The organism is Allobosea sp. P5_A5, assembly GCF_056400625.1.
This window is the reverse complement of record NZ_JBFUKY010000007.1, coordinates 168,019-194,677: the sequence shown is the minus strand read 5'-3', so window position 1 is coordinate 194,677 and position 26,659 is coordinate 168,019. Positions and strand designations below refer to the sequence as shown.

Annotated in this window: 24 protein-coding genes; 8 read left to right on the top strand and 16 right to left on the bottom strand. The window is 66.3% G+C overall.

Annotated elements, in window-relative coordinates; all coding sequences use genetic code 11:
• The first annotated feature begins 157 nt into the window (after positions 1–157).
• Positions 158–2,857: a TIGR02302 family protein gene (locus AC1DR6_RS15590; RefSeq protein WP_476830158.1), complete on the top strand. Its 2,700-nt coding sequence runs from the start codon at positions 158–160 to the stop codon at positions 2,855–2,857.
• 185 nt (positions 2,858–3,042) lie between these two features.
• Here AC1DR6_RS15590 and yddG read toward each other — a convergent pair whose 3' ends face one another.
• Complete coding sequence (gene yddG, locus AC1DR6_RS15585; RefSeq protein WP_476830157.1) at positions 3,043–3,927, bottom strand: aromatic amino acid exporter YddG; 885 nt, start codon at positions 3,925–3,927, stop codon at positions 3,043–3,045.
• 164 nt (positions 3,928–4,091) lie between these two features.
• Here yddG and AC1DR6_RS15580 point away from each other — a divergent pair, with 164 nt between their 5' ends.
• Positions 4,092–5,294: an MFS transporter gene (locus AC1DR6_RS15580; protein WP_476830156.1), complete on the top strand. Its 1,203-nt coding sequence runs from the start codon at positions 4,092–4,094 to the stop codon at positions 5,292–5,294.
• A gap of 137 nt (positions 5,295–5,431) precedes the next feature.
• Here the strand turns inward: AC1DR6_RS15580 and phbB are convergent, their stop codons facing one another.
• Both phbB and AC1DR6_RS15570 read right to left on the bottom strand, forming a co-directional pair.
• A complete protein-coding gene (gene phbB / locus AC1DR6_RS15575; protein ID WP_476830155.1) occupies positions 5,432–6,154 on the bottom strand; it encodes an acetoacetyl-CoA reductase in 723 nt (240 codons plus the stop codon).
• An 88-nt stretch (positions 6,155–6,242) separates the two neighbouring features.
• A complete protein-coding gene (locus AC1DR6_RS15570) occupies positions 6,243–7,424 on the bottom strand; it encodes an acetyl-CoA C-acetyltransferase (RefSeq protein ID WP_476830154.1) in 1,182 nt (393 codons plus the stop codon).
• A gap of 309 nt (positions 7,425–7,733) precedes the next feature.
• Here AC1DR6_RS15570 and phaR point away from each other — a divergent pair, with 309 nt between their 5' ends.
• The gene (phaR, locus tag AC1DR6_RS15565; protein WP_476830153.1) at positions 7,734–8,330 is read left to right on the top strand and encodes a polyhydroxyalkanoate synthesis repressor PhaR; all 597 of its coding nucleotides are present in this window, start codon (positions 7,734–7,736) and stop codon (positions 8,328–8,330) included.
• A 34-nt stretch (positions 8,331–8,364) separates the two neighbouring features.
• On the opposite strand, the gene AC1DR6_RS15560 is transcribed toward phaR, so the two are convergent.
• Positions 8,365–10,062: a bifunctional diguanylate cyclase/phosphodiesterase gene (locus AC1DR6_RS15560; protein WP_476830152.1), complete on the bottom strand. Its 1,698-nt coding sequence runs from the start codon at positions 10,060–10,062 to the stop codon at positions 8,365–8,367.
• 170 nt (positions 10,063–10,232) lie between these two features.
• Between AC1DR6_RS15560 and AC1DR6_RS15555 the strand changes: the two genes are divergently transcribed.
• Positions 10,233–10,433: a hypothetical protein gene (locus tag AC1DR6_RS15555; protein WP_476830151.1), complete on the top strand. Its 201-nt coding sequence runs from the start codon at positions 10,233–10,235 to the stop codon at positions 10,431–10,433.
• Between the two features lie 105 nt (positions 10,434–10,538).
• Here the strand turns inward: AC1DR6_RS15555 and rpmF are convergent, their stop codons facing one another.
• Both rpmF and mtgA read right to left on the bottom strand, forming a co-directional pair.
• A complete protein-coding gene (gene rpmF, locus AC1DR6_RS15550) occupies positions 10,539–10,724 on the bottom strand; it encodes a 50S ribosomal protein L32 (RefSeq protein ID WP_476830150.1) in 186 nt (61 codons plus the stop codon).
• A 153-nt stretch (positions 10,725–10,877) separates the two neighbouring features.
• Entirely contained in the window at positions 10,878–11,543 is a 666-nt protein-coding gene (gene mtgA, locus AC1DR6_RS15545) for a monofunctional biosynthetic peptidoglycan transglycosylase (protein WP_476830149.1), read from the bottom strand.
• Positions 11,544–11,697: 154 nt separating this feature from the next.
• Between mtgA and AC1DR6_RS15540 the strand changes: the two genes are divergently transcribed.
• Positions 11,698–12,645 carry a polyprenyl synthetase family protein gene (locus AC1DR6_RS15540; protein ID WP_476830148.1) on the top strand — a complete coding sequence of 316 codons (948 nt, stop codon included), beginning with the start codon at positions 11,698–11,700 and terminating at the stop codon, positions 12,643–12,645.
• A 214-nt stretch (positions 12,646–12,859) separates the two neighbouring features.
• On the opposite strand, the gene AC1DR6_RS15535 is transcribed toward AC1DR6_RS15540, so the two are convergent.
• Together AC1DR6_RS15535 and AC1DR6_RS15530 are read right to left on the bottom strand one after the other, a co-directional pair.
• Complete coding sequence (locus AC1DR6_RS15535) at positions 12,860–14,101, bottom strand: hypothetical protein (protein WP_476830147.1); 1,242 nt, start codon at positions 14,099–14,101, stop codon at positions 12,860–12,862.
• A 126-nt stretch (positions 14,102–14,227) separates the two neighbouring features.
• A complete protein-coding gene (locus AC1DR6_RS15530) occupies positions 14,228–15,520 on the bottom strand; it encodes an adenylosuccinate synthase (RefSeq protein ID WP_476830146.1) in 1,293 nt (430 codons plus the stop codon).
• Positions 15,521–15,834: 314 nt separating this feature from the next.
• Between AC1DR6_RS15530 and AC1DR6_RS15525 the strand changes: the two genes are divergently transcribed.
• Together AC1DR6_RS15525 and AC1DR6_RS15520 are read left to right on the top strand one after the other, a co-directional pair.
• Entirely contained in the window at positions 15,835–17,046 is a 1,212-nt protein-coding gene (locus AC1DR6_RS15525) for a M20 aminoacylase family protein (RefSeq protein WP_476830145.1), read from the top strand.
• 11 nt (positions 17,047–17,057) lie between these two features.
• Positions 17,058–17,636, top strand: coding sequence for a tyrosine phosphatase family protein (locus tag AC1DR6_RS15520; RefSeq protein ID WP_476830144.1), 579 nt, complete (start codon positions 17,058–17,060; stop codon positions 17,634–17,636).
• Positions 17,637–17,728: 92 nt separating this feature from the next.
• On the opposite strand, the gene AC1DR6_RS15515 is transcribed toward AC1DR6_RS15520, so the two are convergent.
• The 3 genes from AC1DR6_RS15515 to AC1DR6_RS15505 form a co-directional block, all read right to left on the bottom strand.
• On the bottom strand, positions 17,729–17,851 hold the full coding sequence (locus AC1DR6_RS15515) for a hypothetical protein (protein ID WP_476830143.1): 123 nt from the start codon (positions 17,849–17,851) through the stop codon (positions 17,729–17,731).
• Between the two features lie 175 nt (positions 17,852–18,026).
• On the bottom strand, positions 18,027–18,428 hold the full coding sequence (locus tag AC1DR6_RS15510; protein WP_476830142.1) for a PRC-barrel domain-containing protein: 402 nt from the start codon (positions 18,426–18,428) through the stop codon (positions 18,027–18,029).
• A 165-nt stretch (positions 18,429–18,593) separates the two neighbouring features.
• Positions 18,594–19,478: a type 1 glutamine amidotransferase gene (locus tag AC1DR6_RS15505; RefSeq protein WP_476830141.1), complete on the bottom strand. Its 885-nt coding sequence runs from the start codon at positions 19,476–19,478 to the stop codon at positions 18,594–18,596.
• 107 nt (positions 19,479–19,585) lie between these two features.
• On the opposite strand from AC1DR6_RS15505, the gene AC1DR6_RS15500 reads away from it, so the two are divergent.
• Positions 19,586–20,530, top strand: a complete 945-nt coding sequence (locus tag AC1DR6_RS15500; RefSeq protein ID WP_476830140.1) for a DMT family transporter — start codon at positions 19,586–19,588, stop codon at positions 20,528–20,530.
• Between the two features lie 43 nt (positions 20,531–20,573).
• Here the strand turns inward: AC1DR6_RS15500 and AC1DR6_RS15495 are convergent, their stop codons facing one another.
• The 5 genes from AC1DR6_RS15495 to AC1DR6_RS15475 form a co-directional block, all read right to left on the bottom strand.
• Positions 20,574–21,143 carry a PAS domain-containing protein gene (locus AC1DR6_RS15495; protein WP_476830139.1) on the bottom strand — a complete coding sequence of 190 codons (570 nt, stop codon included), beginning with the start codon at positions 21,141–21,143 and terminating at the stop codon, positions 20,574–20,576.
• Between the two features lie 76 nt (positions 21,144–21,219).
• Positions 21,220–22,218, bottom strand: coding sequence for a class A beta-lactamase (gene bla / locus AC1DR6_RS15490; RefSeq protein ID WP_476830138.1), 999 nt, complete (start codon positions 22,216–22,218; stop codon positions 21,220–21,222).
• 67 nt (positions 22,219–22,285) lie between these two features.
• Positions 22,286–23,875 (bottom strand): phosphoglycerate dehydrogenase, encoded by a 1,590-nt coding sequence (gene serA, locus AC1DR6_RS15485; protein WP_476830137.1) that lies wholly within the window; start codon positions 23,873–23,875, stop codon positions 22,286–22,288.
• Between the two features lie 160 nt (positions 23,876–24,035).
• Positions 24,036–25,214, bottom strand: a complete 1,179-nt coding sequence (locus AC1DR6_RS15480; RefSeq protein WP_476830136.1) for a phosphoserine transaminase — start codon at positions 25,212–25,214, stop codon at positions 24,036–24,038.
• Positions 25,215–25,389: 175 nt separating this feature from the next.
• Positions 25,390–26,649: a three-Cys-motif partner protein TcmP gene (locus tag AC1DR6_RS15475; protein ID WP_476830135.1), complete on the bottom strand. Its 1,260-nt coding sequence runs from the start codon at positions 26,647–26,649 to the stop codon at positions 25,390–25,392.
• Positions 26,650–26,659 lie beyond the last annotated feature (10 nt).

The window sequence follows — 26,659 nt, the reverse complement described above, 5'->3', positions numbered from 1 at the left end:
ACTCGGGTCAAGCCCGAGCATGACGGTGGCAGCGTTCACGAAACGTCGAGCGCCGTGCAAAGGCTCCCGCCGGGGGCTGGTCACGCCACATTCCCGTGCTAGCCTGAGATCATAGGCGATATCAGTTGAGACGATGGGGGCCGCCCGGAGCGATGGCATGAGCGAGGCAGAGCGCCGTAAGGCGCCCGACACGATCGACGGCATCCGCCTCAGGCTGCGCCGTCTCGCGCTGGCTTCGCGTGTCTCGCTCGGCTTCGAGCGGCTGTGGCCGCTTCTGTGGCTGCTGCTCGGCGTCGTGCTGAGCTTTGTCGCCGTCTCCTGGTTTGGGCTGTGGACGCATCTGCCCTGGTATGGGCGGATCGCAGGTGTCGTGCTGTTCCTTGCCGCCTTGGCACTGAGCCTGTGGCGGGTGGCGCAGGTGGTTTGGCCGACGCATCGCGACGGGCTGGCACGGCTCGACCGCTCGTTTCTGGGTGGGCATCGCCCGGCCTCGACATTGAACGACAATCTGGCGGTCGGCTCGGCCGATCCGGTTTCGCAAGCGCTGTGGAAGCTGCATGTCGAGCGCCAAAGCCGGCAGGTTGCCGGGTTGAAGGTCGCTGGCCCCCAGCCGCGTATGGCGGGGCATGACCGGCGGGCGCTGCGAGCCGTGCCGTTGCTCGCCGCCATCTGCGCGCTGTTCGTCGCGGGGCCTGAGGCGACGCAGCGCCTTTCCGCCGCCTTCGACTGGCAGGGCCCGCCCGGCGCGGCGCCCTCCACCCGGATCGATGCCTGGATCGATCCGCCCGCCTATACGCGGCTGCCGCCGATCCTGATCGATTTCGCCAAGCTGACGAGCTCGAAGATCAGCGCGCCGGAAAAGTCGATCATCGTGGTGCGCGTCGCCGGCAAGAGCAGCCTGGATGTCGCGACAACCGGGCGGCTCGACCTGATCAAGCCCGAGGACAAGCAGGCCGGGGACGGGAAGGGCGAAGCCGTGCCGCCCGTCAAGCCGGCGCCGGGGCAGCAGCAGGCGGTGATGGAGAAGCGCTTCACGCTGGCCGGCAACGGCACGCTGAAGCTCACCGGCAGCGGCGCGCCCGGCACGACGCTGACCCTCACAGCGATTGCCGATCAGCCGCCGACGATCGCCTTCGTCGAGCCGCCGAAAGCGATCGTCGGGGCGCAGTCGGGCGGGCTCGGCATCCTCTACAAGGCCAAGGACGATTACGGCATCGCCTCCGTCGAAGTGAACGTCACCCGGCCCGATCAGGCGAAAGGCGGACGCTCGCTGGTCGAGCCGCCAAAACAGAACCTCGCCGTGCCGTCCTCGGCTAGCGGCGAGGACGAGCAGAAGGGCACGGTCGATTTCTCGGCGCATCCCTGGGCCGGCGCCAAGGTGCGCATGGTGCTGATCGCCAAAGACGATGCCGGGCAGGAGGGCCGCAGCGAGCCGGTCGAGATCGTGCTGCCGCAGCGTAGTTTCGCCAATCCTCTCGCCAAGGCGCTGGTCGAGCAGCGGCGCAAGCTCGTGATGAACGTCGACGACCGGAAGCTCGTCCAGCTCGCCATGGACGCGCTGCTGATCGAGCCCGATCTCTTCATGAAGGACAAGGGCGTCTATCTCGGCATGCGGATGCTGGGCGAGCGGCTGCGCAGATCCGGCAGCGACGCCGAGCTGGTCGAGGTTTCCGAGCTGATGTGGGCGATGGCGCTGCAGCTCGAGGATGGCAGCATGTCGGATGCCGAGCGCGCGCTCAAACAGGCGCAGGAGAACCTTCAGCAAGCGCTGGAACGCGGCGCCTCGGAGGAGGACATCAAGAAGCTGACCGACGAGATGCGCAAGGCGATGGACAACTATATGCGCCAGCTCGCCGAGCAGATGATGCGTCAGCAGCAGAACGGCCAGCAGGACCAGGCGAACATCCCGGAGAATTTTCGCACCGTGACGCCGCGCGATCTCCAGAACATGCTCGACCGCATCGAGGAGCTGTCGAAGCGCGGGGACATGGCCGAGGCGCAACGCCTGATGGAGCAGCTCAACCAGATGCTCAACAATCTCCAGATGGCGCGCCCCGGGCAGCAGCGGCAAAACGAGATGGGGCAGGCGCTCGGCGATCTCGACCGGATGACGCGCGACCAGCAGAACCTTCGCGACCAGACCTATCAGAACGAGCAGCGCCGGCAGGGGCAAGGCCAGACGCAGCGCGGCCAGCGGCCGGGCCAGCAGCAGGGGCGTCCGGGCCAGCGTGGGCAGCAGGGTCCACGGGGTCAGCAGGGTCAGCAGGGCGACCAGGGCCAGGATGGTCAGGATGGGGAAGACGGCGAGGGCATGCAGGGCCAGAACGGCCAGGGGCAAGGCGGGCAAGGGCTTTCGCAGCGCCAGCAGGCCTTGCGCGAACGGCTTCAAGACCTCCAGCGCAAGATGCGCGGCATGGGCGCGCCGCAAAGCGGCGAGCTCGACGAGGCCGAACAGGCGATGCGCGATGCCGAAGGCCAGCTAGGCCAAGGGCAGGGCGAAGGCGCTCTCGATGCTCAGGGCCGCGCGCTCGATGCTTTGCGGCGCGGCGGCCAGAACCTTGCCCAGCAGATGCAGGGACAGCCTGGCGAGGGCGAAGGCCAGGGTCAGGCCTATGGCGAGCCGGACGGGCGTCCCGCCGGCCGGCCCTCGGCGCAACAGCGCGGCAGCGAGGACCCGCTCGGCCGTCCGCAGCGCCAGCGCGACTGGTCGGACGGGCGGGTGAAGGTGCCCGGTGCCGACGAGGGCGCGACGCAACGGGCGCGACGCATCCTCGAAGAGCTGCGCAAGCGGCTCGGCGATCCGCTGCGGCCGCAGGAAGAGCTGGATTATCTGGAGCGGCTGCTGCGGCGGAATTGAGCGGACGTCGGTTGCCGATTACCGATCCACCAAGCTGGCTTGGAAGGCGCGAGGAACCCTCTCCCGGAGGGAGAGGGCAGGGTGAGGGGTCGGCCGCTGGACGCTTTGGCCGTGCCCTCGCCGCTGCTGCGGTCGGCAGTGTTATTCTGGTTTCAGGGGCCTACACCTCACCCCTGCCCCTCTCCTTACAGGAGAGGGGTTCTCCGAGCCCTTTTTTGAACCATTCCGCCGCCGCTCGCGACCAGCGCTCCGACGACGATGAGTGCGCAGGATGCCCCTAGCAGCCAGCTTGCCTGCGCGTAGCCGAAGAGCACGAGCACCAGTGTCGAGAGCACCGGCGCCGCATAGGAGGCGACGCCGAGCAGGGCGACATCGCCCTGCTTCATGCCGATGTCCCAGACCACGAAGGCCAGCCCGATCGAGCCCAGGCCGAGGCCGAGGATGCCGATCCATTCGGTGACGGTCGGTGCCCACAAGGTCGTCTCGAACGCCGCATGACAGAGAAACGCCAGCACGGCGCAGCCCAGCATCGTCATGCACAGGCTTTCGGACGGCACGGCGGCGAAGCGGCGTGAGGCGACCGAATAGCTCGCCCAGACGAAGGCGCCGAGTGCCGCGAAGATATGGCCGGGGGCCAGCCCCGCTCCCGCACTGAGCCCCCCGGAGACCAGCAGGAGCGTCGCGACCAGGCCGATCGTCGCCCCAGCGAGATGGCGCAGCTTCAGCCCCGCTCCGGGCAGCAAGGCGGCGAACAGCACGATCAGCAACGGCCAGAGATAATGGATCAGGTTCGCCTCGGCGGCGGGCGCTGTCTTCACCGCCGCATAATAGAGCGCCGAGTCGCCGAAGAGTCCGTAGATGCCCAGCGCGAGCGAGGCCGGCGTGGGCCGGATGCGTGCGAGCTGTCCGCGCGCCGCCGCGATCGCCAGAATCAGCAGGCCCCCGACCAGAAACGTCATGCCGACGAGCTGGAAGGGCGGTACGCGACCGGACATCGCGGTGAAAAGCGCCAGCGTCGACCAGAGCAGGATGGCACAGAAGCCGATGAGGGTCGCGGTCCGGGAGGTCATGGTCGCTCTTGTTTGTGTCCGGTCGCGATAACCAGCTTTTCGGGCGATGACCAGCGGCGAGGCCCCGCGTGGCCCGTTTGCGCAGCGCAGCACGGCTTTCCGGCCATGGGGGCCATGCTCGTCGCGGCGTTGACCCGAGGGCGGCGGCGGCCCATGCGTCGCGCATGACCACGATTCCGCTGCAGACGATCGCCCGCCGCCCCTTGATGCCGGTTCTGGCCGCGCTGAGCCTCGCCCATCTGCTGAACGACCTCGTCCAGTCGATGATCCCGGCGCTGTATCCGCTGATCAAGGAAACCTATCGGCTCGATTTCATGCAGATCGGCTTCATCACGCTGGCGTTTCAGGTGACGTCCTCGCTGCTGCAGCCGCTGCTCGGCTTCGTCACCGACAAGCGGCCCTGGCCTTATGCGATGGTCGCCGGCATGTGTTCGACACTGGCCGGGCTTCTGCTGCTGTCCTTCGCCCACAGCTATGCAGTTGTCCTGCTGTCGGCCGGCCTGATCGGGCTCGGCTCGGCGGTGTTCCATCCGGAGGCGACGCGCATGGCGCGCCATGCCGCCGCTGGGCGGCAGGGGCTGGCGCAGGGCGTTTTCCAGGTCGGCGGCCATGTTGGCTATGCGGTCGGCCCGCTGCTGGCGGCGGCGGTGGTGATGCCTCGCGGGCAGGAGAGCCTGTCATGGTTCTCGGGAGTCGTGCTGCTGGCGATGGGGCTGATGGGCTGGATCGGCTCCCGCTATGCCGCGATGCGGCGCGAGCAGGCAGGCTCCAAAGGCCATATCGAGGAGGTGGCCAGCCATGGCCTGCCCAAGGGGCGGATCATCCTGGCGATGGCGGTGCTGATCGTGCTGCTGACCTCGAAGAACGGCTACACCGCTGCCTTCACCTCCTACTATACCTTCTATCTGATCGAGCGTTTCGGCGTCGATGTGCAGCTCTCGCAAATCATGCTGTTCCTCTATCTCGTCGTCGGTGCCGTCGGCGTCATCCTCGGCGGCATGATCGGCGATCGGATCGGCCGGGACCGGGTGATCTGGCTATCGATCCTGGGTTCGCTGCCCTTCGCGCTGATGCTGCCCTATGCCGACCTATTCTGGACCGGCGTGCTGAGTATCATCGTCAGCTTCATCATGGCGAGCGCGTTTTCGGCGATCCTGATCTACGCGATCGACCTCGTGCCGCACCGTATCGGGCTCGTCGGAGGGTTGTTCTACGGGCTGTCGTTCGGGCTCGGCGGGGTGGCGGCGGCAGCGCTCGGCGCGCTGGCCGATCAGATCGGCATCATCGCCGTGTTCAAGCTTTGCGCCTGGCTACCGGTGCTGGGGCTGCTGACTTTCCTGCTGCCGAGCGGCGGCAAGCGGGTCTGAAGGCAGTTTATCGGCTCTTCCGTCATTGCGAGCAAAGCGAAGCAATCCAGGGGGCGTAGCGCTCTGCCGCCCCTGGATTGCTTCGTCGCTTCGCTTCTCGCAATGACGGTAAAGCCGCCTGTCGAGCCGCGAAGGGCTCAGTGCATGTATTGACCGCCATTGATGGCGAAGGTCGCGCCGGTGGCGAAGGAGCCGTGCTCGGAGGCGAGCCAGACCACCATCTGGGCGATTTCCTCGGGCTTGCCGAGGCGGCCGGCCGGGATACCTGCGACGACGCGCTGGAGCGCGGCTTCCGGCATCGCGGAGACCATGTCCGTGCCGATATAGCCCGGCGTGATCGCGTTCACCGTGATGCCCTTGTTGGCGTTCTCCTGCGCCAGCGCCTTGACGAAGCCGATGTCGCCGGCCTTGGCGGCGGAATAGTTCACCTGGCCCATCTGGCCTTTCGAGCCGTTGATCGAGGAGATCACCACGATGCGGCCGAAGCTGCGGGCGCGCATGCCCTCGATCACCGGGCGCGTCATGTTGAACAGCGAATCGAGGTTGGTGCGGATCACATCCGACCAATGCTCCTTCGTCATCTTGTGGAAGAAGCCGTCGCGGGTGATGCCGGCATTGTTGATAAGGATGTCGACCGGGCCCAGTTCGGCCTCGACCTTGGCGATGCCCGCAGTGCAGGCGTCGTAGTTGCCGACATCCCATTTGAAGACCGGGATGCCGGTCTCGGCCTTGAACTTGGCGGCCGCCTCGTCGTTGCCGGCATAGCTCGCGGCGACCTTGTGTCCGGCCTCCTGCAACGCCTTGCTGATCGCCGCGCCGATGCCGCGCGTGCCCCCCGTGACCAGTGCAACCTTCGTCATAACGGTTCCCTCTCGCAGATTTTCTTGGCGGTTAGAAAACGCCCCGGTTCGAGCCGGGGCGTCGGATCTCAGGGCGAGCCGGCTTCGCTCAGGCGCGTTCCAGCGCCATGGCGACGCCCATGCCGCCGCCGATGCAGAGCGTGGCGAGGCCCTTCTTGGCGTCGCGCTTTTCCATCTCGTGCAGCAGCGTCACCAGCACGCGGGCGCCGGACGCGCCGATCGGGTGGCCGATGGCGATGGCGCCGCCATTGACGTTGACGATGTCGGTGTTCCAGCCGAGGTCCTTGTTGACCGCGATCGCCTGCGCCGCGAAAGCCTCGTTGGCCTCGACCAGATCGAGGTCGGAGACCTTCCAGCCGGCCTTCTCCAGCGCCTTTCGGGTCGCCGGGATCGGACCCGTGCCCATGATGGCGGGATCGACGCCGGCGGTGGCCCAGCCCCTGATCGTCGCCAGTGGCTTCAGGCCGCGCTTGGCGGCCTCCTTGGCGCTCATGATCACCAACGCGGCCGCGCCGTCATTGATGCCCGAGGCGTTGCCGGCGGTCACGGTGCCCTCCTTGGAGAAGGCGGGCTTGAGCTTGGCCATCGCCTCGGTGGTGGCGCCGTGGCGGGGGTATTCGTCCTGATCGACGATGATGTCGCCCTTGCGGGTCGAGACCGTGAAGGGGACGATCTCCTCCTTGAAGCGGCCGGCCTTCTGCGCGGCCTCCGCCTTGTTCTGCGACCGGGTGGCGAACTCGTCCTGCTCCTGCCGGCTGATCTGCCACTTCGTCGCGACGTTCTCGGCCGTCGTGCCCATGTGGTAGCCGTGGAAGGCGTCCCAAAGACCGTCCTTGATCATCGTGTCGATGAACTTGGTGTCGCCCATCTTGGTGCCGTTGCGCAGATGCGCGGCGTGCTGGGACATCGACATCGATTCCTGCCCCCCGGCGACGATGATGTCGGCATCGCCATTGGCGATCTGCTGCAGGCCGAGCGCGACCGCGCGCAGGCCCGAGCCGCAGAGCTGGTTCAGCCCCCAGGCAGTAGCTTCCTGCGGGATGCCGGCGGCCATGGCGGCCTGCCGGGCGGGGTTCTGGCCCTGACCGGCAGTCAGGACCTGGCCCATGATGAGTTCGTCGACATCGGCGGGGTCGACCTTGGCGCGGCTCAGCGCTTCCTTGATCGCGGCGGCGCCGAGCTCGTGGGCCGGCGTGTTGGCGAAAGCGCCATTGAAGGCGCCGACCGCCGTGCGCGCGGCGCCGACGATCACGATATCTGAATCTGCCATGAGAGAGTTCCTCGCTGTTGTTGGCCGTTCGCCGCTCCCGCCGACGCCAGCCGTTCTCCGCCACCTTCGAAGGCCTCCGCCGCCCCGTCAAGTCAGCCATGCTGCCCCATCGGAAGGTCCTGGATCGCACCCGCGACGGCGGACGAGGCTAAGATTTTCGATTTGCCGCAATTCAGGCGCGTTTTTGCGCCGCACGCTCAAAACGCTTGCGGCGCAGCACCGAGAGGATATCGTTCTGGTTGGGGAGAACGTTCCGTACACCGTATCGGTCATGGCCGGACGGGACGGATCAACGTCGAGCAGGATAAGATGGCCAGCGACAAAGAACCGACCGTCATCAAGAAATACGCCAATCGGCGGCTCTATCACACCGGAACGAGCTCCTACGTCACGCTGGAAGATCTCGCGGCCCTCGTGCGCACCGGCGAGGATTTTGTCGTCTATGACGCCAAATCCGGCGAGGACATCACCCGCTCCGTGCTGGCGCAGATCATCTTCGACGAAGAGGCCAAGGACGGCCAGAACCTGCTTCCGATCGCCTTCCTGCGCCAGCTGATCCGCTTCTATGGCGACAGCATGCAGGCGCTGGTGCCGCGATACCTCGAATTCTCGATCCAGAATTTCGCGCAGGAGCAGACCAAGATGCGCGAGCAGATGGGCAAGGCCTTCGGCGGGCAGCCCTTTGGCGTGCCGGCGATGGACGCCTTGCAGGCGCAGACCCAGGCCAACATGCAGATCTTTACCGAGGCCTTTCGCCTGTTCAACCCCTTCGCGGCGACAGCCGCAGCAAAGGCGAAACAGGAGGGGGGCGCTGCCCCGCCGGCCAAGGCCGACGATATCGGCGATCTCAAGCGCGAGCTCAGCGAAATGCGCGAGCGGCTGGACAAGATCGCCCGCCCGAAGTGAATAAGCGGCAGCCGGCTCGGGGCGATAAGCGCCCTCAGCCGGCGGCGCGCAAGGCCACCGGCGGCGCGGCGACGACCGGCGCATCAAGTTCGGCACGCCCGACAAGATGGCCCTGGAGATAGGTCACACCCCAGTCGCGCAGCATCATCGCCTGCCACTCGTCGTCGACCCATTCGGCGACGGTCTCGACACCGAGATGGCCGGCGAGGTCGATCAGCGTCCGCACATAAAAGCGGTCGTCGGTGGAACGGCGCAGATTCTGGGTGAAGGCTCCGTCGATCTTGAGCAGGTCGATCGGGAAAGCGCGCAGATGCTTCAGCGAGGTATGGCCCGCGCCGAAATCGTCGATGGCGATGCGCGCCCCCCGGCTCTTGATGCGGCCGAGCAGCTTGGCGACCTTGGCCGGGTTCTCGATCGTGGCGGTCTCGGTCACCTCGACGATGAGGCGCGTCGCCGCGCTGCCGGCCGCGCCGGTGCAGGCCATGAACGCGTCCAGCCACTCGGGATCGACGAGCGAGCGCGGCGAAACATTGACCGATAGGGACAGAGCGGGGTCTGCAACCATGCGCTCAAGCGCGAGTTCCAGCACGCGGTGGTCGAACAGGCGGACCAGGCCGCGCCGCTCCAGCAGCGGGACCAGTTCGGCGGAGGCGAAGTAGAGCCCGGCCTGGGGCTGGCCGACGCGCAGCAGCGCCTCGTGAAAGGCGATCTCGCGCGAGCCGGACCGGACAACCGGCTGTAGGGCCAGGCGCACGCGCCGCTCGTTCAGCGCCGCGACGGCCTGGACATCGAGATTGTCGTTTTCGACCTTGTCCTGCCGGCGGCGCTGCGGCTTGGCGATGACGGCATCGTCGATCGCGCCGGCCCGTGCCGATGCCAGGGCGGCCTCCGCCGCCGTGAGCAATTCGCCGGCATGGCTGGTCAGCTCGGGCGCGAGCGCGGCGCCGACGCGCAGCCGCACCAGCGCGATGCCGCGTCCGGTCTCGATGGCCGATTCGGCGACGACCTTGGTGAAGCGCTTGGCGGCGGCCTCGATCTGCTCGCGCGGGCAGCCGGCGAGCAGGATGGCGAAGCTGTTGCCGGCATAGCGCACGAGATGGTCGCGCCGGCGCGTCACCGACCGCAGCCGCTCATGCACGGTACCGATGATCTCGTCGGTGGCCTCGTGGCCGAAATCGTCGTTCAGGCGGGCCAGTTCGTCGATCGCGGCGACCAGCACGACGACCGGACGCTCCTGCGGCAGATGGTCCTGCAGGGTCGCGTGGATCTGGTCGACCAAGGCCGGGCGGTCGCAGAGGTCGGGGCCGGAGACGTTCAGCTCCTCGGCACGGGCCGCGCGCTCGAGGCGCAGCACGCCGCGCGCGCAGGAAGGCCGGCCGTCGCTGCCGGCGAACCAGCGTCCGGTATCCTCCGCCCACATCTTGCGGCCGGCGAGATCGACGGCATAGCGCGTGCGGTAGATCACGCCCTCGCCCTGGTCGTGCTCGCTCGAACCGAAGATCGCATCGTAGCGGCTGGGGCCGCTGCCGGGTTCCACGAGAGCCGCAAAGCCGATGCCGCGCTGCATCGCCTTTTCGGGCAGGCGGCCGAGCACCGTCGTGGCATTGGGGCCCCAGCTCAGGGCGTCCTGCTGGATGTCCCAGGAGTAGACGACCTCTCCGATTGAGGACAGCAGCCCGCGGGGGTCCAGCGTGCTGCCGTTCCGGAAGGAGAAGAGCGACGGGGAGGGCATCGCGAGCAGCCTCAGTCAGACAGCTCGTGTGGCGCCGGTTCTGGCGCATCCCGCACTGCCCATGTTCGGGGGGTTTGCGAGAGTGGGATCATTTTGCTTAACGTCTCGTTAACTTGGCGAGCCGTTTGCACCGGGGATCGCTCCATCTCGCGTTTGTGCCGGAGTGAGACATGTCCGAGGCCAGGGACGACGCCGAATCGAGACGCTGTGCCGATAGCGGGCCGGCGCTCGTGCTGTTGCAGGCTGCTGCGGCCCAGGCGGGCATCGGCAGTTTCGCACGGCGAGGCCTGGAGACCCCGCAAACCGCCGTTTCGCGCTACCGTGCGACCGCGCGGTTGATGCGCTGGACCGGGACGACCGGCCGCCGCTGAGGGGCGGCTCAGGTCGGAGCGCTCCATCGAATCGGCAAAGAAAAACCGGCCGCGAGGCCGGTTTTGTCATAACGATCGCCATCTGGCCTAAAGGCCTGCGGTGGATCAGGCCTCGGCCTTGACTTTCAGCACCTGGCGGCCGCGATACATGCCGCTCTTCATGTCGACATGGTGCGGGCGGCGCAGTTCGCCGGAGTTCTTGTCTTCGATATAGGTGGGCTGCTTCAGCGCGTCGGCCGAGCGGCGCATGCCGCGCTTGGACGGCGACGTCTTCTTCTTCGGAACGGCCATTGCACTCTCCATCGTGCCGCCGTCAGGATGCGCGGCCTTGCAAAGCCACGCCACCGCCACGGCGACGGATCTAAATCTCTTGAGGCGTTGCCCTTACACGCTCGTGCCGGGGATGGCTAGTGCGGAATCCCGATTTCTTGGCGGCGAAGGCCATCAACCGGGGATGGCGCAGTCGCCGAGAGGACCAAGCTGGCCGACGCGGCGCTGGACCCGGCCGGTGGCCGATCGCAGCGCCCCGTTGGGCTTGGCGGGGTCGCGCAGGATCGGGTTGGGCAGGGCGCCCGCTAGCCTCGCCGCCTCGGCCGGCGACAGGCGGGCCGCAGGCTTGCCGAAATAGCGCTGCGCCGCAGCCTCCGCGCCATAGAGGCCCTCGCCCCATTCGGCGACGTTGAGATAGATTTCGATAACGCGCCGCTTGCCCCAGGCGAGGTCGATCGCCATCGCCAGCGGGATTTCCAGCCCCTTGCGAAGATAGGAGCGGCCGGGCCAGAGGAAGACGTTCTTCGCGGTCTGCATGGTCAAGGTCGAGGCGCCGCGGCTTGGCCCGTCTTCGTCGTCCATGACCGCGTTGAGCTCGATCCAGTCGACGCCGTCATGGCTGCAATAGCGCTGGTCCTCGGAGGCGATGACAGCCCGTGTCAGGTTGGGCGAGATCTCGCTCAAGGGCACCCATTGCCGCTCCACCGGCCGAAAGGTGAGCCAGCGGCCGAGCATGAGCGTCGAGGGAACCGGCACGACGGCATAAAGCGCGAAGGTCAGCGCGAACAACAGCACCAGACCGACAACGATGCGCAGGAACCACGCGACAGCGCGCCTCACCGGGCGGCCCCGGCTTTCCCGCCGACTCGTCTTTCCTGCCGTTCAGCCGTCACGCTCAAGCCGTCTCCGAAGCGTCTGGCCATTCGAGCGGACAACTTGACGCTGCGCTTGACGTCCGGCAAGGCCCCTCGGCAGCGAACGCGAGGCAGGCCGCATGAGTTCCGTTCCGACCGCAGCTCGCGAGGGCGAGCTCGAGGCCAGACTGGCGAGGACCGCCGCCGCGATCGAGCGCCTGCTGGAGACGTTGCTCGGCACGGCCCCAGTCGAGGGCGAGATGGCTCGGCCCGGCCGTCTGCTGGCCGCGATGCGGCATGGCGCGCTGGCGGGGGGCAAGAGGCTGCGGCCGTTTCTGACGGTGGAAACAGCGCGGCTGTTCGGTGTCTCCGACGCCGGCGCCCTGCGGGCGGGCGCGGCCGTCGAGCTGCTGCATTGCTATTCGCTGGTGCATGACGATCTGCCGGCGATGGACGACGACGATTTGCGTCGGGGGCGGCCGACCGTTCACAAAGCCTTCGACGAGGCGACCGCGATTCTGGCCGGGGACGCGCTGCTGACGCTCGCTTTCGAGGTGCTGGCCGACCCTGCGACCCATGTGTCCGGCGAGATCAGGGTTTCGCTGGTCCGCTGCCTCGCGCGAGCCTCCGGGCTCGGCGGCATGGTCGGCGGGCAGATGCTCGATCTCGCCGCCGAAGGGCGGTTCGAGGCGCAGCGGCAAGAGCTGAACGAGACTGACATCCGGCAGTTGCAGGCGATGAAGACCGGCGCCTTGCTGGCGGCGAGCGTCGAGATCGGCGCGCGCCTCGGCGGAGCGGATGGGCCGGCGCTGGCGGCGCTCGGAGCCTATGGCCGGGCGCTGGGGGCGACCTTCCAGATCGCCGACGACATCCTCGACGTCGAGGCCGACGCCGCTCAGATGGGCAAGGCCACGGCGAAGGACGAGGACAAGGGCAAGGCGACGTTGATCGGCGCGCTGGGCCTCGACGGCGCCAAGCGCGAGCGCGACCGGCTGAGCGAGGCCGCGATCAGGGCGCTTTCGGGCTTCGGGCCGGAGGCGGATGTGCTGAGGGCTGCAGCGCGATTTGCGGCGACGAGGCGGAGCTGAGCAGGCAGAGCTAGAGAAGGGCGCGAGGAACCCTCTCCCAAAGGGAGAGGGCAGGGTGAGGGGTCGGCCCTCACCCTTGTTGCCGTGAGCTGGTCGCTGCGCTTTGCTGGTCCAGCGGCCTACACCTCACCCCTGCCCCTCTCCTTTAGGAGAGGGGTTCCCCGCGCCTGCCTTCGCGTGTCCGGAGAAGATGTGCCTGGCGTTGCGGCGCGACCTATTGCTGCCAGCGCCCGAAGGCGTCGGCGAGCGTCTGGCTGCCGGAGACACCCTTTTCGAAGGTGATGATCCCGCGCCGCCCGGAGGTCAGCAGGACTGGGATGTCGATCCAGCTGCGGTTCAGGATCAGGTCGGTGTTACGCTCGACCTCGATCGGGACGTTCGACATCGCAGCCACGAACAGCCCGTCGCCAAGCGCCGAATTGATCGCCGAAAGCGGCGCGCCGCGCTCGCCCTCCTCGGTCTTGAACTGCGGCACGCCGACCTCCTTGACGCTCTGTGTCGTCGGATCGCCCGTGCTGGTGAAGCGCATGCCGATGATATGCGAGGCGGGGAAGGCGGAGTCGGTGTTGCGCCGGATGGTGAAATCGAGGTTCAGGCGAAATTCGGGAATCTCGACGCTGGCCCGCACGATGGTCTCGACCGGACGACCCTCGCCCGCGCTCTCGCTGTCGAGCCGCCAGAAGACACGGCCCTGGATGGTCTGCGGTTGCTGCGGGTTCTCGGGCGATTCGACGTAGAGGATGGCGCGCTGCGCGACAGCGATCTCGCCGCCGGGCTGCGGCACCGGCGTGCCGGGCGCGCTGCCGCCCGTCGCACGGCTTTGGCCGGAGCCGGCCTGCTCGCCGAAACGGTCGCCGATCTTGCCGTTGCCCTCGGGCTGGGCAGGCTGGTTCTGGGTCGCGGTCTGCGCGCTCTGACGCTGGGCCTCCTGCGGCCGCAGCCGGTGGACATAGATCGCGGTCGCGGCAATCGCGGCGACCGCGATCGCGACGACGACGCCGACCACCACGGTTCGGATATGGCCGGGCTTCACGCGGGATTCGCGCGGCGGCATGATCCGCGGCCTGACCGGCTGCGGCTCGGCCGGCTCCGGCAGGGGCAGGTCGTCGGCCGGCCCCGCTGCGGGGAGCGGCGCGAATTCAGGCTGCCGGCGCGGCTCGGGAAGAGAGAAGGCGGATGCCGGTGTGGCGACGGGTTCGACCGGCCGGATGACCGGTCCGCGTGCCGCAGGGGCCGGCGTCGCGGTTTCGTCGTGATCGGCCTCGATGCGGGCCATCGCCTCGTCGAGAGCAAGGCGCTCGCGCATGATCTCGGCTTCGCCGAGAGGCGGATCGAGCCCACGCAACTGATTGACGAGCGCCGTCTTCGCCCGCTCGTAAAGCGCACGTCGCGCCTCGGGGGTGTTGTCGGACAGCCCGGCGACGGCACGCGACAGGATCGGATAGAAGTCGGCCATTGGCCTCACTTGTCCCGTGGGGGAGGTGGCGTCAACCCTCGAAGGCCGGTTCAGCCTTCGAGGGTCGAGGTCGCTTTCAAAGGGCAGGTCAACCTTCGAGAGGCAAGGCAGCCTTCAAAAGAAAGGTCAGCCCTCGAAAGGATTATGCACGAGGATGGTGTCGTCGCGCTCCGGGCTGGTCGACAGCACGGCGACGGTCGCGCCGATCAGCTCCTCGATGCGACGAACATATTTGATCGCTTGCGCCGGCAGGTCCGCCCAGGAGCGGGCGTTGGCGGTGGAGCCTTCCCAGCCTTCGATCGTCTCATAGACCGGCTCGACGCGGGCCTGGTCGCTCTGGCCGGCGGGAAGATGCTCGATGATCTCGCCGTTCAGCCGGTAGCCGACGCAGACCTTGATCTCCTTAAAGCCATCGAGAATGTCGAGCTTGGTCAGGGCGATGCCGTCGATGCCGGAGGTCTTGACCGTCTGGCGCACGAGGCAGGCGTCGAACCAGCCGCAGCGGCGCTTGCGGCCGGTGACGACACCGAATTCCTTGCCCTTGGTGCCGATCAGCTCGCCGATCTCGTCGAAGAGTTCTGTCGGAAACGGACCCTCGCCGACGCGGGTGGTGTAGGCCTTGGCGATGCCCAGCACATAGCCGACCGCCGACGGTCCTAGCCCTGAGCCGGTCGCAGCCTGGCCGGCGACGATGTTGGAGGAGGTGACGAAGGGATAGGTGCCGTGGTCGACGTCGAGCAGGGCGCCTTGCGCGCCTTCGAACAGGATGCGCTTTCCGGCACGGCGCTGCTGGTCGAGCAGCAGCCAGACGGCCTCGGTGAAGGGCAGGATCTCGGGCGCGATCGCCTTGAGTTGGCCGAGCAGCTCGGCCCCGTCCACTTCGGCGATGCCCAAGCCCCGGCGCAGCGCATTGTGGTGAGCGAGCAGCCGCTCGATCTTGGCCTCCAGCAGCGCCTCGTCCTTGAGATCGACGACGCGGATGGCGCGGCGGCCGACCTTGTCCTCATAGGCCGGACCGATGCCACGCTTGGTGGTGCCGATCTTCATGCCGGCGTTCGAGGTCTCGCGGAAATGGTCGAGCTCGCGGTGCAGCGGCAGAATCAGGGTTGCGTTGTCGGCGATGCGCAGATTGTCGGGCGTGATCGCGACGCCCTGGCCGCGCAGCTTGGCGATCTCCTCGACCAGATGCCAGGGATCGACCACGACGCCGTTGCCGATGACCGAGAGCTTGCCGGGGCGGACGATGCCCGAGGGCAGGAGCGAGAGCTTGTAGACGTTGCCGTCGATGACGAGCGTGTGGCCGGCATTGTGCCCGCCCTGGAACCTGACGACGACATCGGCCTGGCTCGACAGCCAGTCGACGATCTTGCCCTTGCCCTCGTCGCCCCACTGGGCGCCGACCACCACAACATTCGCCATGAGCGAGGTGTCCCTGCTGTTCAACCGCATTGCCATGCAAGCGGCCCGCGCAAACGAAAAACCCCGGCGCAAGGCCGGGGTTTCGGGGCAGGTCCTTGCAAGCCCTCATGAGCCAACGCGGCGGGAAGGTCAAGTTTTCGCGGCTGGCGGGCGCGGTTCCGCACAGCGCGCGCAGCCTACCGAAACCACCGAGCATGGCTGCTCTGCGCGATCCGCACGGTAATCCTGCCGCAATCGGCGCTATGGGCTAAGATCGCAGCGGAAGGGCAACGGATCACGGCCGCCGGCCCGAAGCCCAAGGGGAACTCGCCATCATGACCAAGCTCGACTCCTGGCTCGAACGTCACCACGCCGATTTCACCGCGATCCGCCGCGACATCCACGCCCATCCCGAGCTCGGGCTGGAAGAGGTGCGTACGGCCAGGCTCGTGGCCGACAAGCTGCGCGAATGGGGCGTCGAGGTCACCGAGAACATCGGCCAGACCGGCGTTGTCGGGGTCATCCGCGGTAATCAGCCGGGCGATCGGGCGATCGGGCTTCGTGCCGACATGGACTGCCTGGCGCTGGAGGAGACGACCAATCTCCCCTATTCCTCGAAGACAAACGGCCGGATGCATGCCTGCGGCCATGACGGGCACACCACCATGCTGCTTTCGGCGGCGCGCTACCTGGCCGAGAATCGCGACTTCACTGGGACCGTGAACCTGATCTTCCAGCCGGCCGAGGAAGGTCGTGGCGGAGCCAACGCCATGCTTGCCGACGGGCTGTTCGAGCGCTTTCCCTGCGATGCGATCTACGGGCTTCACAATACGCCGGGCATGCCGACGGGGAGCTTCGGCACCGCGGTCGGGCCATTCCTGGCGGCTGCCGATTCGTGGAAGGTGACATTTCGCGGCGTCGGCGGCCATGGTGGCTCGCAACCACATCGCTCGACCGACATCACCTATGCGCAGRCGCATTTCGTGCTCGGCCTGCAGGGCATCGTCGGGCGCAACGTCGCCCCGCTCGACACGGCCGTGATCAGCGTCGGCTACATCCATGGCGGCGATGTCGCCGCCTCCAATGTCATTCCCTCCGAGCTCATCATCGGCGGCACGGCGCGGACCTATTCGCTCGAGGTGCGCGACACGGTGGAGCGGCGCATTGCCGAGCTTGCTCTGGCGACAGCGCAGGCCTGGGGCTGCCAGGCCGAGCCTTCTTATCATCGTGGGACCAGTCCTCTGGTGAACGAGGCCGAGCAGGTCAGGGTCGCGGTCGCGGCTGCGACGGCGGCGGCCGGGGCGGAGCATGTCAACGGCCAGCTCAGGCCCGGCACCGGTGGCGAGGATTTCGCCGAGATGATGCTGGTGCGCCCCGGCGCCTTCATGCGCATCGGCAACGGCGTCAACCCGGACGGTTCCTTCACCGGTCTGCACACGCCGCTCTACGATTTCAACGACGCGATCATCCCGGCCGGCACGCGCTACTGGGTCGGTCTGGTCGAGGAGGAGCTCGGGGGAGGCCTGCGGGCGATGGCGGCGGAATAAGGGGCGAGCCGATGAAGACGCTCGCCATCTCGACCCTGACGATCTGCGGCATCGACGAATTGCCGGGCAACAGCGCGCGCGAAGTCACGCATGTGCTCTCCGTCCTCGATCCGGACCGTGGAGAGATCGAGGCCTTCGGAAGCTATGGCGAGCACCATCGCGTCACCTTGCGGTTCCACGACATCATCGATCCGCGACCGGGCCAGATCATGCCCGCCCCGGAGCATGTCGTGGAGATCCTGCGCTTCGGCGAGGGCCTGCGCGAGACGGCGACCGGGCGGGCCAGCGGCCATCTGCTGGTTCACTGTCATATGGGCATCTCGCGATCCACGGCGGCGATGCTGACGCTGATGGCGCAGGCTGACCCCGAGGAGGACGAGGACGCGCTGTTTGCGCGCCTGCGCGACGTTAGGCCTCAGGCCTGGCCGAATTCTGTGATGGTGGGGTTTGCAGATGAGCAGCTTGGCCGCTCCGGGCGGCTGACGGCTGCGTTGCGCCGCCACTACGGGCTGCAACTCGCTGCGCAGCCGAAATATCGGATCTGGATGAACGATCTCGGGCGAAACCGGGAAGTCGAGATGGCGCTTTAGTCCGCCCGGCGGGTTCCGTCTGTCTGTGCAGGACGGCCGTCATGCGGGACGCATGGCAAAGCCCGACAGGGTCCGCAATCTCAGGGATATCGCTAGAGATTCCAGCGCTGCGAGGCATACCAGGCGACGGTCGCCACCACGACCATTCCCACCGTCACGAAGAGCATCTCGTCCATAGCAGCCTCCGGTTGTACACGCAGAGATTGCAGAACCAATCCGTGACAGGTGTCGGGAGTTCCAGCCTTCGACGAAAGTTTGAGCGCGCACGCGAAAACGGCCCCGCCGAAGCGGAGCCGCCTGTGATGTCTGCGATGACGAAACTGCGATCAGGCGACGGCTTGGAACATCGTCGCCCAAGGCATTTCCGCAGGGCTTACTTGCCCGCAGAGCTTACTTGGACCAACGGCCTTCATACTTGAACTGCGGCGCCGCCTTCAGCGCATCCTTGGTGGTTTCCATCAGAGCCGACCACTTCTTGTCGTTCTCCGAATAGTTCACCTTCAGCGCAGCCGGTGAGACGATGACGTAGTGCTCGCCCATGCCGAGAAAGCCGCCGACGGAAAGGATGTAGCCGGTGACCTGGCCGTTCGAAACCACGATGTCCTTGATCTCGCCGATCTTGTCCTTCGCCGCGTTGGTGACGTTCAGGTTGATCAGGTTGCTGCTGAGAACGTCGGTCGGCTTCGCGGCAACATAGATCTGCTTCATCGCTGTGCTCGTGGTTGCGGTCTGCGCATGGGCGGCGGTCGTAAGAACAGCGGCAGACGCAATAGCGATGATCATGTTGCGCATCGTAAAACTCCAAATCCAAGATGCCCCAGCTGGCGAGGTAACGTTCCCGTGAGCTTAGGGTTCCTGAATTGCGAGCGCGATCATCATTAAATTTCGGCAATGCTTTGCTAGGGTTGGCCTGCCTTCGCGACTGCACATCTGATTGTTCGGCGGAAGATCGCTAGGTCAGGCACGCCCGCGTGCGCTGGCCTGCGGCTTGACGCGATGCTCCAGGAAATTGCGCAGTTCGGTGACGCGCCTTGCATCCTCCAGCACCTCGCGGTCGAGCCCATGGGCCCAGGCGAGGTCGCAGCGGTCGCGGTCCCGATCGAGCGTGCGCAAATTCTCGAGCCAGGTCATCGCCGCGGCCTCGTCCTTGCGAAAGCCCTCGGCGATCAGGATCGGGACCATGCGACCGAGGATCGAGGCGACCTGGCGCAACGGAAATTCGGGGTGATACTGCACGCCCCAAAACACCCCACCATCGTGCCGGATCTCGGCGGCCTGGACCTGGCTGTAGGCGTTGGAGGCAAGAATGGTGGTGCCGTGCGGCGGCAGCGCCACGGTGTCGAGATGGATCGCCGGTGCGTCGTAGCTGGCCGGGCGCCCGGCCAGCATCGCATGATTGCGGCCGGCTTCGGTGCGGGCGATGCGGCGGGCAAAGCCGACCTCGCGGCCGTTCGGATTGGCGATGACGGTTCCCCCCGCCGCGACCGAGCCGATCTGGATGCCCCAGCAAGAACCGAAGCAGGGCGTTCCGCTGGCATAGATCGCCCGCATCAGCTCGATCTGCCGGGTCACGGCCGGTTCCAGATCATAGATATGCAGGGCCGAGCCGGTGAGGACGATGCCGTCATAGGATTGCAGGCCGGCGCCATCGGGCAGATTGGCGCCTTCGTCGGCCGGCAGGCAGATGTCGGAAATGATCTCCGGAACGATGACCGTCATCTCTGCCGCATAGGATTCAGCCGGGCTCACGCCGCCATAGCCTGCCGCGTGGGCCTCGCGCTGCGCGCGCGTATTGCCGTCGACGAAGAGCAGGCGCAGCGCGCGATGGCCGGTCTCGATCATGGGCAGGCTTTCTTCGTTGGAGGTCCGCTGGGGATGCATCGGGCGACGGGCGGGTGTGCGCCGGTGCTCATAGGAGAGGCGGCGCGCCCAAGGCTATGGCAGAGGACATGCCATTGCGACAGGCCGACAGCGTGCACCCAGACCCGACATCGACGCCGAGCCTGACCCGACGCCTCTGGGGCAATGCCTACCTGCTTTTGGTGGTGACGACGCTGATCTGGGGCGGCAACGCCGTCGCCAGCCGGCTGGCCGTGGGCAACATCACGCCGATGGCGCTGACGAGCCTGCGCTGGGTCGCCGTCTGTCTGGTAATGCCGATCCTGCTGCGGTGCGAGATCGCGCTGTACTGGCCGCAGATCAAGGCGCGCTGGGCTTTCATGGCCCTTCTGGGCATTACCGGTTTCACCGCCTTCAACACGCTGATGTATCTGGCGGCCTATTCGACTTCCGCCATCAATATAGGCATCCTGCAAGGCGCGATCCCGGTCTTCGTCCTGATCGGCGCCTTCTTCGCCTATCGCACACCGATCACGGCCATGCAGGCGCTGGGCGTGATGGTTACGCTCCTGGGCGTGGCGGTGACGGCGAGCCGCGGTGACATCCATGTCCTGACCGGGTTTCGCTTCGCGGCGGGCGACCTGATGATGATCGTCGCGTGCATCCTTTATGCCGGTTACACGGTCGGCGTGCGCAACCGCCCGGCTATCCCGGGACTGGTCTTCTTCAGCGCGATCGCATGCTTCGCCTGCGTCGTCTCCCTACCGCTCTTCGCGGCCGAGATCGCGCTCGGCCGCTTCCACGCGCCGACCCCGGCCGGCTGGGCGATCCTGGCCTTCACCGTCATCGGTCCCTCGATCCTGTCGCAACTGCTTTTCATTCGCGCGATCGAGATCATTGGGCCCGGACGGGCAGGGGTCTTCGTCAATCTCGTTCCCGTCTTCGCGCCGATTCTCGCCGTGCTGATCCTGGGCGAACCCTTCGGGCTCTATCACGCCGTGGCGCTTGCCCTCGTGCTCGGCGGCATTTTCATCGCGGAAAGGCTGGGGCGCTAAGCCAGCCTCCCGCTTCGAGCGCCCCGCCTTCACCGCGAGATCGCTATCCCGGCACGATGCCAGCCTCGATCGCGAGGCGCGAGCCGATCAGGAACAGCGTCTTCTTCAGTTCGCGCTTGAGCTCTTCATCGTTGCCCGCCGTCGCGATCCGATACGCCCTCATGAGATGGTCGGCGACTTGTGCCGCAGCCGTTACGGTGTCCTCGCTTCGCATTTCCGTGACGTCGAGCGCGACCCCGACATAATGGCTGGCCCGACCATCAGGCGTGCGGTGGCAGCGCGCGAAAGCCGCGAGACGACGTTCTCCATCGTCCTCGGCCAATCGGTACTCATAGCGAAAGTCGATCGCGAGTTCAGTGCAGCGCGCGACCTCGATGGCGACGCGCTCGCGATCCTCAGCGTAAATGCCGTTCACGAAGGCATCGACTTCGACGCCGTGCATCGCGTCGTCCCGGTCGACGCCGAACAGATCGGCCATACCGGCGTCCGCGTAGAGCCGGTTGTTGAGGACGTCCCAATACCACATGCCGACGACGGCATTGTCGTTGAGGCGAACATCGCCAAAGAGGGACGAAGATGTCTCTTCGACCGCGCTGCCCGCCGAACTGCCCATGTCGCCTCCCGCTGCGTCAGATTGCGAGAGCATGCAAGCGAACGCAAGGGAAGGAACCGCAACAGACGGCGTTTTTTCAACGCTGCGCGGCTACCGCCAGCTTCGCTACCTCGGCTAATGCCGCTTCGCGTTCCCGCGCATCGACGCGCGAGCCTGCGAGATAGGTGACGATCACGAAGCGCTTTCCATCCGGCAGTGCGGCGATGCCGATGTCGTTGGTGGCGTGGTTCACGCCGTCTGTCGTCAGCCCCGCGCCGGTGCGATGGGCCAGCGTCGAACCAGCGGGCAGGCCGGCCTTGATGCGGTCGGCGCCGATCGGGCTTTCGGTGATGATCTTCGTCAGAAAGGCGGTGTTCGCGGGGTCGCGCAGCCACGTTCCCTGGGCGAAGCCTTCGAGAAAGCGGGCGCTGGCGTCCGGTGTCGAGGCATCGCGCTTGTCCTTCAGCGCGGTGGCGAGCGCGGCCAGGCGCAAATTGGGCTTCAGCGCTTTGAGTTCAGCCCGGAAACGCGGCTCGTCGACCACCTCGTCCCAGCCGAAGCCCTTCAGCCCGTAAATCTCAGGCTGGAACTGGCGCTCGTAACGATCGACCGACAAGCCCTCGATGCCGCCACCTCGCAGCATCGCCGTCACCACCTGCGGTCCGCCGATCTCCCGCATCAGCCGGTCGGCGGCGGTGTTGTCGCTCAGGCCCGCTGCCAGCTGGATCAGCTCGCGCAGAGGATAGCTCGCGCTCTCGCCCTTGAACTGCTTGGCGAGCGGGCTGTGGAACAGCGAGATGTCCTTGCGGGTGACGGTGATCGGCTGGTCGAGCTTGAGCTTGCCAGCCTCGACCTGCTGCAGCACGGCGACCGCGAGGGGCAACTTGAAGACGCTCTGCATCGGGAAGCTCTCGCTGCCGCGATACGACCAGAGCTTGTGGTCCTTCAGGTCGAGCAGGGCTACGCCGAGCCGGCCCTTGGCGCGGCGCTCGATCTTGGCGACGCCCTTGTCGAGCGCTGCCTTGTCCCAATCTGCGAAAGCCGGCGAGGCGGCGATCAGGCTGAGAGCGATGAGCGTGAAACGGAAGCGCGACATGAAAATCCCCTGTGGTGCGCCACAGGGGATCAGAATTGCGGCGGGGCTGCGGCGCAACCTGAGCGAGTCAGAATTTCAGCCGGCGCGCCCGCTTCACCATCGGTATGGCGTGGATCTTGTCGAGCAGTTCGTCGGAGATCGCCTCGTCGAGCGCGACATAACAGATCGCGTCGCCGCCCGGCTTGTCGCGGCCGAGCGCGAAGGTCGCGACGTTGACGCCGGCATTGCCGAGAGCCGAGCCGAAGGCGCCGATGAAGCCCGGCTTGTCGGCGTTGCGGACATAGAGCATGTGCGGCGCGAACTCGGCATCGACCGGGATGTCGCGGATTTCGACGATGCGCGGCTTGCCGTCCTGGAAGACGGTGCCGGCGGCGTGGCGCGGCATGTCCTCGGCATCGACGACGATGCGGATCAGGCTTTCGAGATTGCCGGCGATCTCGCGGGTCAATTCCTCGACGACGATGCCCTTTTCCTTCGCGACCATGGCCGAATTGACCATGTTGATCTCGGGCAGGAAGGGCCTGAGCACGCCGGTGATGGCGGCAGCCGAGATCGCCTTGAGGTTCAGGCTCGCGACCGCGCCTTCATACTCGATGCGGATGCCCTTGACCGGGGCCTCCGTGAGCTGGCCGAGGAAGGAGCCGAGCTTCTCCGCGAGATCGACGAAGGGTTTGACGCGCGGGGCTTCTTCCGCAGTGACCGAGGGGAAGTTGACGGCGTTGGTGATCGCGCCCTTCAGCAGATAGTCGCTCATCTGCTCGGCGACCTGCAGTGCGACGTTCTCCTGCGCCTCGTTGGTGGCGGCGCCGAGATGCGGCGTGCAGACGACGTTGTCGAGGCCGAAGAGCGGGTTCGTTTCGGCCGGCTCCTGCGAAAACACGTCGAAGGCCGCGCCGGCGACATGGCCGGATTTGATCAGCGCCGCCAGCGCCGCCTCGTCGACCAGCCCGCCGCGCGCGCAATTGATGATGCGCACGCCCTTCTTGGTCTGGGCCAGGCTTTCGGCAGAAAGGATATTTTTCGTCTTCTCTGTCATCGGGACGTGCAGCGTGATGAAATCGGCGCGCTTCAGCAGTTCGTCGAGCTCGACCTTCTCGACGCCGAGCGCGACCGCGCGTTCGGGCGAGAGGTAAGGGTCATAGGCGATGACGCGCATCTTCAGGCCGATGGCGCGCTCGGCGACGATCGAGCCGATATTGCCGGCGCCGATCAGCCCCAAGGTCTTGGCTGTGATCTCGACGCCCATGAAGCGGTTCTTCTCCCACTTCCCGGCCTGGGTGGAGGCATCCGCCGCGGGGATCTGCCGGGCGAGCGCGAACATCATCGCGATGGCGTGCTCTGCGGTGGTGATCGAGTTGCCGAAGGGCGTGTTCATCACGATCACGCCGCGCGCGGTGGCGGCCGGGATATCGACATTGTCGACGCCGATGCCGGCGCGGCCGATGACCTTCAGCTTGGTCGCGGCCTCCAGCAGCTTGGCGGTGGCCTTGGTGGCGGAGCGGATGGCGAGGCCGTCATACTCGCCGATGATGGCCGCGAGCTTGTCCTTGTCCTTGCCGAGATTGGGATCGAAGGTCACGTCGATGCCGCGATCCCGAAAGATCTGCACGGCGGCGGGCGAGAGGGCGTCGGAAATCAGAACGCGAGGGGCGGACATGGGGAGCTCCGGCTGGCGCGGCGCGAAGGCGCTCTGCGCTGAAAAGGGGAAAAGAGAGCGTCATGGCCGGGCTTGACCCGGCCATCTCGGGACGCGAAGGCGCAGGGTGGCGCCCACCCTGGAAGAGATGGTCGGGTCAAGCCCGACCATGACGTCCTTGTCAGGCCGCCTTCTTGCCCAGCGAAGCCTTCGCCTCGGCAAAAGCGTAGGCCACCCACGGCATCAGCGCCTTGAGGTCGCGCGCCTGCACGGTCGCGCCGCACCAGATGCGCAGGCCCGGAGGGGCGTCACGGTAATGGCCGAGGTCGTAGCCGGCGCCGGCCTTCTCGATGATGCTCGCCACCTGCTTGGCGAAGGCAGCCTGTGCATCGGGCGCAAGCGCCGTCACCGCCCGGTCGGTGAACTTCAGGCAGACCGAGGTGTTCGACCGCGTCTTCGGCTTCACGGCGAGGAACTCGATGCCGTCAGTCTCGCGTACGAATTTGGCGACGACGCGGGCGTTGGCGTCAGCCCGCCTCACCAGCCCGTCGAGCCCGCCGACCTTCTTGGCCCAGTTCAGCGCATCGAGATAATCCTCGACCGCCAGCATGGAGGGGGTGTTGATCGTCTCGCCCTGGAAGATGCCCTCGATCAACTTGCCGCCCGACGTCATGCGGAAGATCTTCGGCAGCGGCCAGGCCGGCTTGTAGGTCAGCAGCCGCTCGACCGCGCGGGGAGAGAGCACGATCATGCCATGAGCGGCCTCGCCGCCGAGCACCTTCTGCCAGGAGAAGGTGACGACATCGAGCTTGGGCCAGTCGAGCTTCTGCGCGAAGGCAGCGGAGGTGGCGTCGCAGATCGTCAGTCCCTCACGGTCATCCGCGATCCAGTCGGCATCCGCGACGCGCACGCCGGAGGTGGTGCCGTTCCAGGTGAAGACGACGTCGCGGGTCTTAGCGTCGACCTTCTTCAGGTTCGGCAGCTCGCCATATTCAGCCTCAAAAGTGCGGACATCCTGGAGCTTGAGCTGCTTGACGACATCGGTGACCCAGCCGGCGCCAAAGCTCTCCCAGCTGACCATGTCGACGCCGCGCGCGCCCAGCATGGACCACATCGCCATCTCGACGGCGCCGGTGTCGGAGGCGGGCACGATGCCGATGCGGTAATCGGCCGGGACCTGCAAAACCTCGCGCGTCAGGTCGATCGCGAGCTTGAGCTTGTCCTTGCCGACCTTCGCACGATGCGAGCGGCCGAGTGGTGCCCCGCCAAGATTTTTGAGAGCCCAGCCGGGGCGCTTGGCGCAAGGGCCGGACGAGAAATGCGGCACGCGCGGACGCGTGGCCGGAACCGTATTCACCATCGATGTCTCCATCCTTACAGATGGGCGCGACCCGTTGGGGGGTCGTGTCCCGTCGATGGGGGTAGGATGGGGAGGTGGCGTGAGTCAAGCGGGAGCAGCTCATGTAGCGCGAACTTTCAAATGGCAGCGCGCGAACAATCAAATGGCAACAGGTAGGGTTTTCGACAGGCCGTGCTCAGTCCTTCGGGAGGGTTGCGCTACCGCTGAAGAACATCGGGAAAAGGCTTCTCTGATGGCGGAGCTTCAAGGTGTCGGTGATGGTGATCGTGCTGGCTCTGCGCCTCTCTCCACCTTCAGCGGTCATCACGTGAAGCTCGCCGCTCCCGATCATCGCCTCGTGGATATCGTCAGAATGGGCCGCGGTGGCGTTGTAGACGGCCTCGTAGAACTCGCCGACTGACATCATGTCACCGAAGTCGGTCACAAACCGGGGTATGTCCGTCAGCAATTGCTCGTGGGCAACTGCCCGGTCCTGCTTCTCAAAAAGATACAGCAGGCCACCATGCTGGCCAGGGTCATATGCCAGCATGTTCAGGCCAGAACGGCCGAAATGGGCTTGGTAGGACGCGTTTTGATGCAGAACGTTGTTGTACACCTGCCGCGCTCGGTAACTGTTGGCGAAATGAACGAGCCAGTAGCGCCAGCCCTCCGGGTTGTTGATAGAGAAGGGACTGCTGAATCCGGCGATGCTCCGAAAAGTCGAGAAGACCAGGCGCTCCGCGGCCCCCAGCCAATCCCGCTTGCTGACGAGGCCATCGAGATCCGCAGGGACACTCTCGCCAAGCCCAAAAGGACTAAGCTGCTGCTTCAAAACTGCGGGATCTGTCTTGCTTAGGAACGTCAGCAGGCTCTGAATGGCGAATGTGTAGATGATCTCGGCCGATTGGGTCGATGCCATGATGTCCTGCATCGTAGCCCGCGCGACTTGTGCATATCCGTACTGGTCGAGATTGAAGATCGCGTTCCGATAGCGTCCAGCAGCGATCAGAGCCTTTATCTCTGGATATGCAGCCTCGAACTCCGTGTTGAGATAGCGAGGTGAGATGTGTAGCCGGGGAGCCTCCTCCTTTATTGCCGCGAGGCGCGGTTCGCACAGCTCACGGAGCAACTGGAGAGCCTCGGGATCGGCTTCATTAAGAATGAGTAGGCACTCGAACTCCAGAGCACGAGCCCCTTGGCCCGCCCGCTCAGCATTCAGCGCCTGTGAAGCTAGCAGCAGCTCCTCAATAATGATCAGCGGAGACCCCAAAGCTCCATCGTCGTATCGCCCTCCGCCGGCGAAGCCATCGACGATCGCGATCCGAAATCGCTCGCGCGGCAGGGAGCAGCGCACCGTCAGGTATGCCCGAAGGTATTCTCGGAGGATCTTGTGTTTTCGCCGGGAGTGCTCGCCAAGGCTGGCCCCAGCAGACCACTTGTATTGAACTTTCACCATGGCCGACCCC